Below are 14367 nucleotides of genomic sequence, written 5' to 3' on the forward strand. Positions count from 1 at the left end.
ACCTTGTCATATTCAAAGCAGCCTGTTCGCCTGCAGAATTTTGTAGCAAGGTTTTGTGGAATTTCTCCGTTCATGTTCTTGATTTGTTCTCGTGCCGTGTTAGCTTCAAAGCATGAGCCGAGCATCCTCTCATGCCCTCAAGCACCCGCCGGTAACGGCGCCCTCCGATAACCCGGCGGGTGCACCTTCCCCTTTTCCCGAGCTTGCGGTCGCGATCGAGCGCGAGCGGCGGCGCGGCCGCGGCGCGCAGTCCAACGCCAGCGGCCGCTACGAGGCCGAGGCGCGCGTTGCCTTCGACGACGGCTGGCAGAGCCTCGAGGACCTGCCGCCATTTGCGACCAGCGTGGCGCTCGACACCTCGCGCAAGGTGATCACCCGCAACGACTCGCCCGACATCGGCTTCGACCGCTCGATCAATCCGTATCGCGGCTGTGAGCACGGCTGCGTCTATTGCTTCGCGCGGCCGACCCACGCCTATCTCGGCCTGTCGCCGGGGCTGGACTTCGAATCGAAGCTGTTCGCCAAGCCGGACGCACCCGCGCTGCTCGAGAAGGAGCTGGCGGCACCGGACTACGAGGCGCGGATGATCGCGATCGGCACCAACACCGATCCCTATCAGCCGATCGAGCGCGACCGGAAGATCATGCGCGGCATCCTCGAGGTGCTGGAGCGCGCCGGCCATCCGGTCGGCATCGTCACCAAGTCGGCGCTGGTCACCCGCGACATCGACATCCTGGTACGTATGGCCAAGCGCAATCTCGCCAAGGTCGCGCTCTCGGTGACGACGCTCGACCCGAAACTCGCCCGCACCATGGAGCCGCGCGCCTCGACCCCGCCGAAGCGGCTCGAGGCGATCAAGCGGCTCACGGATGCCGGCATCCCGACCACGGTGATGGTCGCACCCGTGATCCCGGCGCTGAACGATTCCGAGATCGAGCGCATCCTCGATGCCGCCGCACATGCCGGCGCCAGGGAGGCGAGCTATGTGCTGCTGCGGCTGCCGCTCGAGGTGCGCGATCTGTTCCGCGAATGGCTGATGGCCAACTATCCCGATCGCTACCGTCACGTCTTCACGCTGATCCGCGACATGCGCGGTGGCCGCGACTACGACTCGCAATGGGGCACGCGGATGAAGGGCACCGGCCCGATGGCCTGGATGATCGGCCGCCGCTTCGAGATCGCCTGCGAAAAGCTCGGCCTCAACAAGCGGCGGACCAAGCTGACCACCGATCACTTCGCCAAGCCGAAGCGCAGCGGGCAGCAGCTGAGCTTGTTTTAGGTGCCAGCAAAGTGATGATCGTGATTGCGAGGAGCGAAGCGACGAAGCAATCCATGCATCCGAATATGTGGAACAATGGATTGCGTCGCTTCGCTCGCAACGACGGGAAAGGTAAACATGAGTAACGCCCCGACCGCACGCTTCACCGTCCTCACGCTGGGCGTCAGCGACATGCGCGCCAGCATCGGCTTTTATGAATCGCTCGGCTTCTCCAGGAAGATGCGCGCGACCGGCGAGGAGGTCGCCTTCTTCGAGACCGGCGGCACCGTGCTCGGCCTGTTCCCGTGGCATCTGCTCGCTGCCGATGCCGGGCTGCCGGATCAGCCACGGCCTTCAGCGTTCCGCGGCGTCGCGATCGCTTGGAACTGCAACGACGACGCCGAGGTCGATCGTGTGATGGCGTTCGCGCTGTCGAAAGGCGCCAGGCTGCTGAAACCCGCGCAGCCGACCAGCTATGGCGGCTATTGCGGTTATTTCGGCGATCCCGACGGCCACGCCTGGGAAGTGGTGCGCGCGCCGGGCTTTGAGGTTCGCGACGACCGCCGGGTGTCAATCCCCGATTAGAGCGCCGATCCCGATTAGGGTGGCGGATTGAATAACGGGGAAGGGCGCCAGGTTCCCGGTTGCGCCGCGGGCCGGGCTTGACCACGATCCCCGCATGATTCGGGACAAGTCCAATCGCACGTCAAAGACCGCGTCGAAGAAGAAGCCGGCCGAGCCGGCCAAGCCGGACAAGCGCGTCATCGTGGTGACGCGGCCGAGCTTTCGGCGCGAGCGCGCGCTGATCAAGCGCGGCGTCTGGCCGGTCGCCGGCTGCGACGAGGCCGGGCGCGGGCCGCTGGCGGGCCCGGTGGTCGCCGCCGCCGTGGTGCTGGACCCAAATCGGATACCCAAGGGCCTCGATGATTCGAAGCGGCTGACCGTCGAGCGCCGCGAGGAACTGTTCGAGGAAATCTGCGCGACAGCAGCGTTCTCGGTCGCGGTGGCGTCACGGGCGCGGATCGACCGCGACAACATCCTGCGCGCCTCGCTGTGGGCGCTGGCGCGCGCGGTGCATGCGCTGCCGGAAATGCCGAAGCATGTCTTCGTCGACGGCCGCGACAAGCTCGCCACGCCCTGCGACTGCGACGCCGTGATCGGCGGCGACGGCATCGTGGCCTCGATCGCGGCGGCCTCGATCATCGCCAAGGTGACGCGCGACCGCCTGATGTGCGCGCTGGCGCTGGATTGCCCCGGCTACGGCTTCGAGCAGCACAAGGGCTATGCCGTCCCCGAGCACCTCGAGGCGCTCGACCGGCTCGGCCCCAGCAGCCATCACCGCAGTTTCTTCGCTCCCGTCGTCGCGGCGCGGCTGAAGCATTTCCCGGTCCCGGCGGAGCCCGACCTGTTCACGGTGGACGCCGAAAGCGAAGCCGCGGCATCCGAAGCGGCGTAAAGCGCGGCGGCGCCGCACTCTCGGTGGCATCGCCCGGCTCGCCGCCTCCGCTAAAGCTTCGGCGCGCCAGGGGGCCCTGGCCTCGTCGAAGCCTTGGCGAAGACGGGACCGGGCGATCCAGTATTCCAGAGACCGTTGTGCTCAAGCCTGGCCGCCGCGGCGTACTGGATGCCCGCCTTCGCGGGGCATGACAGCGATGTTTGACTTTGCACCGTGGACACATCCAGCCCGGTTGCCTCCATCGCCGCCGCCGTTTATCAAAAAACCTCGGGATCAGATGGCGCCGCTTGATACGGGTGGCTGGGGCATTTCAGGCGTTTCATGCGGTTTACCTCCCTGGTTGTCGAACTGATCCGCGCCCGGCCGCGCCTCGTGGTCTGGATCGTGGTGCTGGCGCAGGCCGCGATCTGGCTGTTCCTGCCGGCCATCTTCTACGGCAGTCCGCCCGGCAACCTCGCCACCATCCTCGCCTTCGGCCGCGAATATCAGGTCGGCACCGACATGGGGCCGCCGCTCGCGTTCTGGCTCGCCGACATCGCCTTCCGCGCCGTCGGCAATCACGTGTTCGGCGTCTATCTCCTGGCGCAGGTCTGCGAGATCGTCACCTTCATCGCCTTCTACGCCTTGGCGCGCGCCATCGTCGGTGGCCCGCAGGGCGTGCTGGCAGTGCTGCTGTCGATGACGGTCGTGGTGTTCTCCTCGCCAAGCGTCGAGTTCGGCCCGCTGATCCTGGCGCGCCCGCTCTGGGCGCTGCTGTTGCTGCATTCCTGGCAACTGATCGGGCAGAACCGGCGCAACGCCTGGTTCGCCTGGTCGATCGATTGCGGGCTCCTGCTGCTGACGACGCCGGCGGCGATCGGCATGATCCTGCTCGTGACAGGCTTTGCGCTCGCAACCGAGCGCGGGCGGCGCATGCTCAAGTCGGTCGATCCGATCTACGCGCTGCTCGTCATCATCGTGCTGGCGCTGCCCTACCTGATCTGGATGCTCCGCGCCGACGTCCTGGCGCTGCCGGCCTTGCCGGCACTCGCCGATCTCAAGGCGCGCGCGCTGCGCTGGGGCGTGGTGCTCGGCGGGCTGATCGTGGCGACCGCCGCGATCGCGCTGCTGGCGATCCTCAATTCGCGCTGGTTCGCCGGCAAGACCGAGGATGCCCCGATCATCAACCGCCCGCCGGTCAGTCCGCTGGCGCGGCAATTCGTGTATTTCTTCGCGTTCGCGCCGGCGATCGCGAGCAGCTTCGTCTCCGCGCTGTTCAATCTCGATCGCGCCTTCGGCGGCGCCGGAGTGGCGCTGTTGATGTCCGGGCTTGCCGTCGTGGTCGCGACCGGCGAACTGATCCCGCTCAGGCGGCAGCGGCTGCTGCGTTCGGTCTGGGCCTTGGCGGTCGCGGCGCCTGCAGCGCTCGCGCTGGCGGCGGCGCTGTTCCTGCCCTGGACCAGCACCACGGAGGCGTCCACCTCGCTGCCGGCAGCCGCGATGGGCCGCTTCTTCGATGACAGCTATGAGCGCCGCACCAACCAGCGCCTGCGCGCGGTGGCCGGCGATCCCGAACTTGCCAGCCTGATTGCGATGAACCGCCGCCGCCCGCATCTTTTGCTCGACGCCACGCCGCAGCGGACGCCGTGGCTGTCGGTCGCAAAATTCAACGAAACCGGCGGCGTCGTGGTGTGGCGCGCACAGGACACCGCCGGCACGCCGCCGCCCGACATCGCGCAGCGCTTCCCCGGCCTCGTGCCGGAAGTGCCGCGTTCGTTCGACCGGCTGGTCAACGGACGGCAGCCGGTGCTGCGGATCGGCTGGGCGATCGTGCGGCCGAAAGGGACGTGATTTGACGTGACGTGGAGCCGTAGATGGGGTAACGGGCCGGCCGCCCGCTCGCTACGGCGCAATTTGGAAGCGCGCTCGCGAGCGGCCTGTTGGTTGGAAGGCGGTCGTCCCTCAAACTGATGGTGTTCAACGGAGTCGGGCAAGCCCGCTCCAAGCATCATTAAGGGACGACCATGTGCCACTATGCAGGAATTGACGTGTCTTTGGAATGCTCGAGCGTTTGCCTTGTCGATGGGACAGGCAAGATTTTGCGCGAGACGAAGGTTGCGAGCGAGCCGGCGGCGCTGATCGCCTGGTTCCGGTCGCTGGGTCTGGTACTGGAACGGATCGGGCTGGAGGCAGGCCCCTTGTCGCAATGGCTGTATGCGGGTCTGCGAGACGCAGGGCTTGCGGTCGAGCTGCTGGAAACGCGGCACGTTCGCGAAGCCTTCAAGTCGATGCCGGTGAAGACGGACCGCAACGATGCCCGCCGGATCGCGCAGTTGATGCGGCTCGGCTGGTTCCGGCCGGTGCACTGCAAGTCGGTCGCGGCGCAGGAGACCCGCGCCATCCTGACGGCGCGCAAGCTGCTGCAATCCAAGCTTCGCGATGTCGAGAACAGCCTGCGCGGCATACTTCGCGGTTTTGGCCTGAAGGTCGGTGCGACCACCGAGCGCACGTTCGCCGGACGCATCCGCGAGCTCGTGACCGGCCATCCCGGACTGGAGTTGGTCGCGGCGGCGCTGCTCCAAGCCCATGCGGTGCTGCTGCGGGAGTTCAAGAGCCTGGACAAGCACACCCAGAAGCTCGCCAGGACGCATCCATCCGCCAAGCTCCTGATGACAACGCCGTCCGTTGGTCCGATCGTGGCGCTCACCTATGCCGCGGCGATCGACGACCCGAAGCGCTTCCGCTCCTCGAAGGCCACGGGAGCCCACTTTGGGCTCACCCCGAAGAAGTACCAGTCCGGTGAGACCGACTACACCGGCCGCATCAGCAAGATCGGGGATGCCTCCGTGCGCGAGGCACTCTACCAGGCAGCTCACGTCATGCTGACCAAGCCGGTCAAGAATTGCTCGGCATTGAAGAGCTGGGCGATGCGGATCGCCCGGCGCGCAGGCATGCGCAAGGCCAAGGTAGCGCTGGCTCGCAAGCTCGCCGTGATCCTGCATCGCATGCTCGCCGACACCAAACCGTTCAACCCGATGACCAAGGCCATCTAGCCAGGAGCAGCAATCGGTTCCGGGCGGGCCACGACACCAGGCTCTCCCCGAGCGAAGTCCCTCCGCTGGGACGATGGATCCGGTCAGGCCGCCATCCGGGAAGTGGCTCACGACCACGCAATCCGTAGATTGGCCGGCCGGCTCCTCAATGCACCCCATCAGGCGACGGCCTTCGCGCCGATCCCGTACAGAAGCAAGTGCCCGGCGAGTGGATGACGCGAAAAGGGATTGACTAACCAAGGCCCGTTACAGAAGCCCGGATGAAGCGCAGCGAAATCCGGGGCCGCTCTTTTACGCCACCTGATCCACCCGGATTGCGCGGAGCCTGTCATCGGGCGCGCGTCCGCGCGACCCGTTGGCTCCATCCGGGCTACGAAGCTACGCGCTCGCCACCTGCAACACCTTCGCGATCGCGCGCAGATCCTGCCAGGACAGCCGCTTGTACGACGGCGAGCGCAGCAGATAGGCGGGATGGAAGGTGGCGACGGCGCGGATCGTGCGGGTGCCGGTGTCGTAGTCGATCCATTTGCCGCGCGTGCGCATGATGCCCTCGCGCGTTCCGAGCAGCGCCTGCGTCGAGGGATTGCCGAGCGTCACCAGCACGTCGGGATTCACGAGTTCGACATGGCGCTGGATGAAGGGCAGGCACACCTGCGTCTCCTGCGGCGTCGGCGTACGGTTGCCGGGCGGCCGCCACGGGATCACGTTGGCGATATAGGCCTTGCTGCGGTCGAGCCCGATCGCCGCGATCATGCGGTCGAGCAGCTTGCCGGAACGGCCCACGAACGGCAGGCCCTCGATGTCCTCGTCGCGGCCCGGCGCCTCGCCGACGAACATCACGCGCGCCTGCGGATTGCCGTCGGCGAACACCAGCCTGGTTGCGGTGTGCTTCAACGCGCAGCCGTCGAAATTCTCCATCAGCGTGCGCAGGGCTGCAAGCGTCGGCGCAGTCCGCGCAGCCTCGCGCGCGGAAGCGATCGCGGCATCCGGCGCCACGGTGATTTCGCTGCGCGGAACTGACGGCATCGGCGGCGGACGCAGCGGATTGAGTGCAACTGATGGGCGCGGCGCGGCTGGGGCGGGAACTGGCTCCGGCTCCTCGAGCCGGTTGATCGGCGCATCGCCAAGCGCGCAATCGACCCCGGCCTCGAGGTAAAAGGCCAGCAATTGCTGCAGTGTAGGGGTGGGCTCGGGCGGCAGGGCCATCATGGGCGCAATCTAGAGCATCGACCAGAAAAGTGGAGGGCGGTTTTCGGAAAAGATTATTCTCTTGCGGTACCCGGGCCGTGCAAACCCATGGAAGCGCAATTCCATGGTTGTCCTTCCGCCAAAAATCGGAAACAACGACCCGTGAAAAGCTTAGAAGCGTTCTCAATGGGCTGAGATCAAAGATCATGAGTGCTGAAGACCTTCCTCCGCGCGAGTCTATGGAATTCGACGTCGTCATCGTCGGCGCCGGCCCGTCGGGCCTGTCGGCCGCGATCCGGCTGAAGCAGCTCAATCCGGAGCTCTCGATCGTCGTGGTGGAGAAGGGCTCCGAGGTCGGCGCGCACATCCTCTCGGGTGCGGTGATCGATCCGGCCGGGCTCGACAAGCTCGTGCCCGACTGGCGCGACGACGCCGATTGTCCGCTGAAGACGCAGGTCAAGGACGACCGCTTCTACTGGACGACGTCGCAAGGCTGGTTCCGCCTGCCGAACTTCATCATGCCGCCGCTGATGAACAATCATCACTGCTACATCGGCTCGCTCGGCAATGTCTGCCGCTGGCTGGCACCGAAGGCGGAAGCGCTCGGCGTCGAGATCTATCCGGGCTTTGCCGCGGCCGAAGTGCTTTATGACGACAAGGGCGCGGTGCGCGGCATCGCCACCGGCGACATGGGCATTGCCAGGGACGGCAGCCACAAGGATTCCTACACCCGCGGCATGGAGCTGCTCGGCAAATATACGCTGTTCGCCGAAGGCGCACGCGGCTCGCTGTCCAAGCAGCTGATCGCGAAGTTCAATCTCGATGCCAACTCCGAGCCGCCGAAGTTCGGCATCGGCCTCAAGGAGGTCTGGCAGATCGACCCGGCGAAGCACAAGAAGGGTCGGGTGCAGCACACGCTCGGCTGGCCGCTGAACGACAGGACCGGCGGCGGCTCGTTCCTCTATCATTACGACGACAACCGCGTCGCGGTCGGCTTCGTCGTGCATCTGAACTACAACGATCCCTATCTGTCGCCGTTCGACGAATTCCAGCGCTTCAAGACCCATCCCGATGTCCGCGAGCTGTTCGAGGGCGGCAAGCGGCTCGCCTATGGCGCGCGCGCCATCACCGAGGGCGGCTACCAGTCGGTGCCCCGGCTCTCGTTCCCGGGCGGCGCGTTGATTGGCTGCGCGGCGGGCTTCGTCAACGTGCCGCGCATCAAGGGCGTCCACAACGCGATGGGCTCCGGCATGCTCGCCGCCGAGCATGTCGCGGCCGCGCTCGGCGCCGGACGCGCCAATGACGAGCTCGTCGAGTACGAGAACGCCTGGCGCTCGTCGGCGATCGGCAAGGACCTGTTCAAGGTCCGCAATGCCAAGCCGTTGCTGTCGAAGTTCGGCAACATGCTCGGAACGGTGCTCTCCGGCTTCGACATGTGGTGCAACACGCTCGGCTTCTCGCTGTTCGGCACCCAGTCGCACGCCAAGCCGGACCGCAAGACGCTCGATCCGTCCAAGCAGCACCAGCCGATCGCCTATCCGAAGCCGGACGGCAAGATCTCGTTCGACAAGCTGTCGTCGGTGTTCCTGTCCAACACCAACCATGAGGAGGACCAGCCGGTCCATCTCAAGGTCGCCGACCTCAATCTGCAGAAGACCTCGGAACACGACGTGTTCGCCGGTCCGTCCAACCGCTATTGCCCGGCCGGCGTTTATGAATGGGTCGAGGAATCGACGGGTCCGCGCTTCCAGATCAACGCCCAGAACTGCGTCCACTGCAAAACCTGCGACGTGAAGGACCCCAACGGCAACATCACCTGGGTTCCGCCGGAGGGCGGCGGCGGTCCGAACTACGAGGCAATGTGAGGCCAGGGTGAGCTCGAGGCGGCCGACCACATTTGCGTGAGGCGGCTGCGCGAGTTGCCGCAACCTCCGCTTGGCCTCTCCGCGCGTGGAGCGGCCGGATTGCACCCCCGGTTACAACAGAAGGCGCGAAAAGGGGTGCCGTGGCACCCTTATCTCGCGCCTTTTTGCGTCCGCGCGCGAATATGCCCGGCCCGGTCACGATACCGCCATAGTGGAAGCGTCTTGCGGGGGCTGGCTGGATCGGCGGGCCTAAAGGCCTAATCTGCCAATTGATTCGTCATGGGTTGCCTTTGGGCGATCCTTGCGGATGAGCGCCAAAAGCGGCATTGTCCCCCGCCGTGATGCCGCCGCTTGGGTTCGCATTTTGAGACTGATCGCAAGATCTTGGCCATAAAATCCATCTTGGCGTAAATCCCTGGAGCAAGGCGACCGTGATGCTGTCCACCCGATTCCACCGCCTGACGATTGCCGTTCTCGCTGCCGCGGCGCTTGCCGTGCCTGCGCAGCTTGCAGCGCAAACGCCGGACCATCCGACCGACAATGCCGCGCAATTCCCGTCCAAGAACGACCTGAAGTCGCTGACCACCGCCGGCAGCTATCTCGCCGCCCGCCACGCCAGCGTCGAGCGCGATGCGACCTCGGCCGCGACGTTCTACCGCTCGGCGCTGCGCACCGACCCGAAGAATTCCGAGCTGCTCGACCGCGCCTTCATCTCCTCGCTCGCCGACGGCGACATCGAGGAGGCGGTCAAGCTCGCCGACCGCATCCTCACCCAGGACAAGGCCAACCGCGTCGCGCGCCTCGTCGTCGGCGTGCGCGATCTCAAGCTGAAGAAATATGCCGCCGCGCAGTCCAACATCAACCAGTCGGTGCGCGGCCCGATCACCGATCTCGTCGCGACGCTGCTGTCGGCCTGGGCCGCCTATGGCGCCGGCGACAGCAAGGCCGCGGTCGCCTCGATCGACAAGCTGACCGGCCCCGAGTGGTACCCGATCTTCAAGGACCTGCATGCCGGCATGATCTATGAGCTGTCCGGCAAGGAGAAGGATGCCGGCGCCCGCTTCGAGCGCGTCTACAAGCTCGACGATTCGATGCTGCGCACGGTCGACGAATATGCGCGCTGGACCTCGCGCAACAAGGACGCGGCCGCCGCGACCGCGATGTACGAGGCCTTCGACAAGAAGCTGCCGCGTCACCCGCTGGTGCTGGAAGGCATCAAGGAGACCAAGGCCGGCAAGAAGCTGCCGCCGCTGGTCGAGTCGCCGCAGGCCGGCGCGGCCGAGGCGCTCTACGGCATCGGCGCGACGCTGACCCGCCGCGGCGGCGAGGACCTCGCGCTGGTCTATCTGCAGCTCGCGCTCTATCTGCAGCCCAACCATCCGCTGGCGCTGCTGTCGCTCGCCGATCTCTATGAATCGGTGAAGAAGCCGCAGATGGCGATCAAGGTCTATGAGCGGATGCCGGCGTCCTCGCCGCTGAAGCGCAACGCGCAGATCCAGCTCGCGACCAATCTCGATGCCGCCGACCGCAGCGACGAGGCGATCAAGATCCTCAAGGAAGTCACATCGGATCAGCCGAAGGACATCGAGGCGATCCTGGCGCTCGGCAATATCGAGCGCGGCCGCAAGAAGTTCGCCGACTGCGCCACCACCTATTCGCAGGCGATCGACGCGCTGCCGGCCGGCGGCGACAAGAACGCCTGGGTCACCTATTACTATCGCGGCATCTGCGAGGAGCGCTCCAAGCAGTGGAACAAGGCCGAGGCCGACATGCGCAAGGCGCTCGAGCTGCAGCCCGAGCAGCCGCATGTGCTGAACTATCTCGGCTATTCCTGGATCGACCAGGGCATCAACCTCGACGAAGGCATGAAGATGATCAAGCGCGCCGTCGATCAGCGCCCTGACGACGGCTACATCGTGGACTCGCTCGGTTGGGCCTATTACCGGATCGGCAATTACGAGGAGGCGGTCAAGAACCTCGAGCGCGCGATCGATCTGAAGCCGGAAGATCCGACCATCAACGACCATCTCGGCGACGCCTACTGGCGCGTCGGCCGCACCCTGGAAGCCAAGTTCCAGTGGGCGCATGCCCGCGACCTCAAGCCCGAGCCGGAAGAGCTGCCGAAGATCCAGGCCAAGATCGACAACGGCCTGCCGGACGACACCTCCAACGCCGCCGCTGCCGAGAAGAAGAAGGACGACGACGGCAAGGGTGGCTGAGCGGCGGTCGTCGCGCTGCATCTTCATAAAATACCGTGATGCCCGGGCAAAAGCGCGAAGCGCGTCTTCGCGCAAGATGTCCCGGGCATTGACGTTTGCCCGTCATGGCCGGGCTTGACCCGGCCATCCATCCCTTCGAGAAATTCGTTCTTGGTTGATAGATGCCCGGGTCATAGGCGAGCGGAAGCGACGCCGTCCTTCAGACGGCTATGCCCGGGCATGACGAGTCATGGCGGAATTTCCATCCAAACAAAGGGATAGGATCGTACGGCGATTTACGCTAATCGCATCACGATGTTTGTTTTTTAGGGGTTTATCGCCGTGCCGGCGCTGATTGAAGAAGGGCGTGCCAAGGTCAACCTGACGCTGAAGGTTGTCGGGCGGCGCGTCGACGGGTTTCACGACTTGGAGAGCGTCGTCGCGTTTGCCGATTGCGCCGATCGCCTGATGCTCGAGCCGGGACCCGAGCTGTCGCTTTCGATGGCGGGGCCGCTGGCCGATGCCTGCGGCGACACCTCTGACAATCTGGTGCTGAAGGCCGCGCGGCTGCTCGGCGAGCGCGTCGCGGACCTCGAGGTCGGCCACTTCACGCTGGAGAAGGTGCTGCCGGTTGCGGCCGGCATCGGCGGCGGCTCGGCGGATGCCGCGGCGGCGCTGCGGCTGTTGGCGCGGCTCAATGAGCTCTCGCTCGACGATAGCCGGATCATGGAGGTCGCGCTGCAGACCGGCGCCGACGTGCCGGTGTGCGTCGCCTCGCGGGCCTGCGACATGACCGGCGTCGGCGAAGGCCTGCTGCCGCTCGACCTGCCGAAAATGCCGTGCGTGCTGGTCAATCCGCGCGTGCCGGTTGCGACCAGGGACGTCTTCAATGCGCTCGGCCTGCGCAATGGCGAGCTCCTGATCGGCGCCACCGACGTCGTGATGCAGGCGCCGTCATGGCCGGAAGCCGGGCGCGCGATCGACGATTGGATCGCGGCGCTGGAGCGCGGCACCAACGATCTCGAAGCCCCCGCGGCGCGCATCCAGCCCGTCATCAGTGACGTGCTGTCCGCGCTGCGTGAGACCCGGGGCGTTCGTCTGGTGCGCATGTCGGGCTCGGGCGCGACCTGCTTTGCAGTGTTCGGAACCGACGCCGACGCCGAGGCGGCCGGCGAACAACTCCGCGCCGGTCACCCCGGCTGGTGGGTGCATGCGGGCACGCTGAGCTAGTGCGCGCCCATTCTCTCTCCGTCATTCCGAGGCTCGCGCCAGGAGGCGCGCCCTCAGGCGCGCAATTGCGCACTGGGGAATGACGACGGAGAGGGGTGCGACAAAACAACCCGACGGGCAACTCAGCAAAACCTGTCAATCCTCGCGCGCGAAAATATTTCGCTTCATCCGAATCGCGAAGCTCGGACAGTGTCGCGAGAACGCGGAAATTTGACTCACTGACCGTGCCACCTATTCGGTGTCGTCCCTGCCTAGTGCGCAATTGCGCACTAGGCAGGGACGACAGGGGCATTTGCGGCGCGCCCATCCCGCCCCAACGCCGGGCAGCCTTGCGGGGCCATTGCTTGGCAAGCCAAACCCCGTTTGCCATAACAGGATGAAACAACAACGTTGCGCGTGCGGGGCCGTTCGGAATCCGCCTGCAGCCAAAGAGCCGGGAGGATGCCATGGCCAATATCCGAGTTCTCGCCACCGATCTGGAGTTTCCCGAAGGTCCCGTCGTCATGCCCGACGGTTCGGTCGTGCTGGTCGAAATCCGCGGCCAGCGGCTGACGCGGGTCTATCCCGACGGGCGCAAGGAGATCGTCGCCAAGGTGCCGGGCGGCCCGAACGGCGCGGCGCTCGGTCCCGACGGCAAGATGTACATCTGCAACAATGGCGGCTTCTCCTGGATTCCGACCCGCAACATGATCATGCCGGGGCCGCAGCCCGAGGATTATCTCGGCGGCTCGATCCAGCGCGTCGATCTGCAATCCGGCAAGGTCGAGACCGTGGTGACGAAATGCGGCGAGCACGCGCTGCGCGGGCCGAATGACCTGGTGTTCGACAGGCAGGGTGGCCTGTGGTTCTCCGACCTCGGCAAGCGCCGCGCCCGCGACATGGATGTCGGCGCGTTCTATTATCTGAAGCCCGGCATGAACGAGATCGTCGAGGCCGTGCACGGCATCCTGCCAGCCAACGGCATCGGCCTGTCGCCGGACGAGAAGACCGTCTACATCGCGGAGACGCCGACCGCGCGGCTGTGGGCGTATGAAGTTTCCGAGCCCGGCACCGTCAAGCCGCGCGACGTGATCTATCGCGGCGAGCGCGGCAAGCCGATCGCCGGCCTCGGCGGCTACCAGATGTTCGACTCGCTCGCGGTCGAGGCATCGGGCAATGTCTGCGTCGCGACGCTGGTGTCGGGCTGCATCTCGGTGATCGCGCCCGACGGCACCGTGGTCGAGCAGGTGCCGACCGGCGACCGCGTCACCACCAACATCGCCTTCGGCGGCCCCGAGCTGAAGACCGCCTACATCACGCTGTCGGGCAAGGGCGAGCTGATCGCGATGGACTGGCCGCGGCCGGGATTGCCGCTGAATTTTCTGAATAGATGACGATTGCGGTTCGCGAAGCGCAATCGTCATTCCGGGATGGTGCGAAGCGCCAGACCCGGAATCTCGAGATTCCCCGATGCGCAATTGCGCATCTGAGGTTCGATGCTGCGCATCGCCCCGGAATGACAAAGATGGAGAGATCTCGAATGCCCTGGCTTGAACCGGTCACCCTTCGCGGCGCGCATGCGCGGCTGGAGCCGTTGTCCCACGATCATCGCGACGGGCTGGTCGAGGCGGTGAAGGACGGCGAGCTGTCAAAGCTCTGGTACACCGCGATCCCGCAGCCGGAGAACATGGCCAAGGAGATCGACCGCCGGCTCGGCCTGCAAAAGGCCGGATCGATGCTGCCGTTCACGGTGTTCGACGCCGACGGCAAGATTTCCGGCATGACGACCTACATGAACGTCGACACGTCGAACCGTCGCGTTGAGATCGGCTCGACCTGGTACGCCAAGCGTGTGCAGCGCAGCGCGGTCAATACGCAGTGCAAACTGCTACTGCTGATCCATGCCTTCGAGAAGCTTGATTGCATCGCGGTCGAGTTCCGCACGCATTTCTTCAATCACCAGAGCCGGCGTGGCATCGAGCGGCTGGGTGCGAAGCAGGACGGCATTCTGCGCAGCCATCAGATCGCGCCCAACGGCACGTTGCGCGACACCGTGGTTTACAGCATCATCGCCAGCGAATGGCCGACGGTGAAGGCGCATCTGACCTATCAACTCAACGAAAAGCCGCGCTGACACGATAGTCGGCGCCAGAAACGAGAC

11 protein-coding genes are annotated in these 14367 nt (G+C 65.6%); 10 read left to right on the top strand and 1 reads right to left on the bottom strand.

From position 1 onward, the window contains the following. Positions 1-112 precede the first annotated feature (112 nt). From J2R80_RS15520 to J2R80_RS15540, 5 genes are all read left to right on the top strand, one after another. Positions 113-1279, top strand: a complete 1167-nt coding sequence (locus tag J2R80_RS15520) for a PA0069 family radical SAM protein (RefSeq protein WP_141342983.1) — start codon at positions 113-115, stop codon at positions 1277-1279. A gap of 117 nt (positions 1280-1396) precedes the next feature. Further along, positions 1397-1843, top strand: a complete 447-nt coding sequence (locus tag J2R80_RS15525; RefSeq protein ID WP_057017003.1) for a VOC family protein — start codon at positions 1397-1399, stop codon at positions 1841-1843. A 94-nt stretch (positions 1844-1937) separates the two neighbouring features. Further along, positions 1938-2714: a ribonuclease HII gene (locus J2R80_RS15530; RefSeq protein ID WP_076830319.1), complete on the top strand. Its 777-nt coding sequence runs from the start codon at positions 1938-1940 to the stop codon at positions 2712-2714. 321 nt (positions 2715-3035) lie between these two features. Beyond that, positions 3036-4544 (top strand): glycosyltransferase family 39 protein, encoded by a 1509-nt coding sequence (locus J2R80_RS15535; protein ID WP_141343451.1) that lies wholly within the window; start codon positions 3036-3038, stop codon positions 4542-4544. A gap of 173 nt (positions 4545-4717) precedes the next feature. Continuing rightward, positions 4718-5746, top strand: a complete 1029-nt coding sequence (locus tag J2R80_RS15540; RefSeq protein ID WP_253638818.1) for an IS110 family transposase — start codon at positions 4718-4720, stop codon at positions 5744-5746. A 378-nt stretch (positions 5747-6124) separates the two neighbouring features. Here the strand turns inward: J2R80_RS15540 and J2R80_RS15545 are convergent, their stop codons facing one another. Then, the gene (locus J2R80_RS15545; protein ID WP_375162581.1) at positions 6125-6955 is read right to left on the bottom strand and encodes a uracil-DNA glycosylase family protein; all 831 of its coding nucleotides are present in this window, start codon (positions 6953-6955) and stop codon (positions 6125-6127) included. Between the two features lie 185 nt (positions 6956-7140). Between J2R80_RS15545 and J2R80_RS15550 the strand changes: the two genes are divergently transcribed. From J2R80_RS15550 to J2R80_RS15570, 5 genes are all read left to right on the top strand, one after another. Beyond that, positions 7141-8799 (top strand): electron transfer flavoprotein-ubiquinone oxidoreductase, encoded by a 1659-nt coding sequence (locus J2R80_RS15550; protein WP_141342589.1) that lies wholly within the window; start codon positions 7141-7143, stop codon positions 8797-8799. Between the two features lie 434 nt (positions 8800-9233). After that, positions 9234-11018, top strand: a complete 1785-nt coding sequence (locus tag J2R80_RS15555; RefSeq protein ID WP_076830325.1) for a tetratricopeptide repeat protein — start codon at positions 9234-9236, stop codon at positions 11016-11018. Between the two features lie 321 nt (positions 11019-11339). Further along, the gene (locus J2R80_RS15560) at positions 11340-12227 is read left to right on the top strand and encodes a 4-(cytidine 5'-diphospho)-2-C-methyl-D-erythritol kinase (RefSeq protein WP_057019120.1); all 888 of its coding nucleotides are present in this window, start codon (positions 11340-11342) and stop codon (positions 12225-12227) included. Between the two features lie 446 nt (positions 12228-12673). Next, positions 12674-13600 carry an SMP-30/gluconolactonase/LRE family protein gene (locus tag J2R80_RS15565; RefSeq protein ID WP_057019121.1) on the top strand — a complete coding sequence of 309 codons (927 nt, stop codon included), beginning with the start codon at positions 12674-12676 and terminating at the stop codon, positions 13598-13600. A 146-nt stretch (positions 13601-13746) separates the two neighbouring features. Continuing rightward, on the top strand, positions 13747-14340 hold the full coding sequence (locus tag J2R80_RS15570) for a GNAT family N-acetyltransferase (RefSeq protein ID WP_057019122.1): 594 nt from the start codon (positions 13747-13749) through the stop codon (positions 14338-14340). Positions 14341-14367: the final 27 nt, after the last annotated feature.

Origin of the sequence: Bradyrhizobium sp. USDA 4541 (assembly GCF_024171085.1) — a bacterium.
GTDB classification, from domain to species: domain Bacteria; phylum Pseudomonadota; class Alphaproteobacteria; order Rhizobiales; family Xanthobacteraceae; genus Bradyrhizobium; species Bradyrhizobium australafricanum.

Coding starts and splice junctions, on each gene's coding strand:
- J2R80_RS15520 (WP_141342983.1), top strand. CDS start 113: ATGAGCCGAGCATCCTCTCATGCCCTCAAGCACCCGCCGGTAACGGCG.
- J2R80_RS15525 (WP_057017003.1), top strand. CDS start 1,397: ATGAGTAACGCCCCGACCGCACGCTTCACCGTCCTCACGCTGGGCGTC.
- J2R80_RS15530 (WP_076830319.1), top strand. CDS start 1,938: ATGATTCGGGACAAGTCCAATCGCACGTCAAAGACCGCGTCGAAGAAG.
- J2R80_RS15535 (WP_141343451.1), top strand. CDS start 3,036: ATGCGGTTTACCTCCCTGGTTGTCGAACTGATCCGCGCCCGGCCGCGC.
- J2R80_RS15540 (WP_253638818.1), top strand. CDS start 4,718: ATGTGCCACTATGCAGGAATTGACGTGTCTTTGGAATGCTCGAGCGTT.
- J2R80_RS15545 (WP_375162581.1), bottom strand. CDS start 6,955: ATGATGGCCCTGCCGCCCGAGCCCACCCCTACACTGCAGCAATTGCTG.
- J2R80_RS15550 (WP_141342589.1), top strand. CDS start 7,141: ATGAGTGCTGAAGACCTTCCTCCGCGCGAGTCTATGGAATTCGACGTC.
- J2R80_RS15555 (WP_076830325.1), top strand. CDS start 9,234: ATGCTGTCCACCCGATTCCACCGCCTGACGATTGCCGTTCTCGCTGCC.
- J2R80_RS15565 (WP_057019121.1), top strand. CDS start 12,674: ATGGCCAATATCCGAGTTCTCGCCACCGATCTGGAGTTTCCCGAAGGT.
- J2R80_RS15570 (WP_057019122.1), top strand. CDS start 13,747: ATGCCCTGGCTTGAACCGGTCACCCTTCGCGGCGCGCATGCGCGGCTG.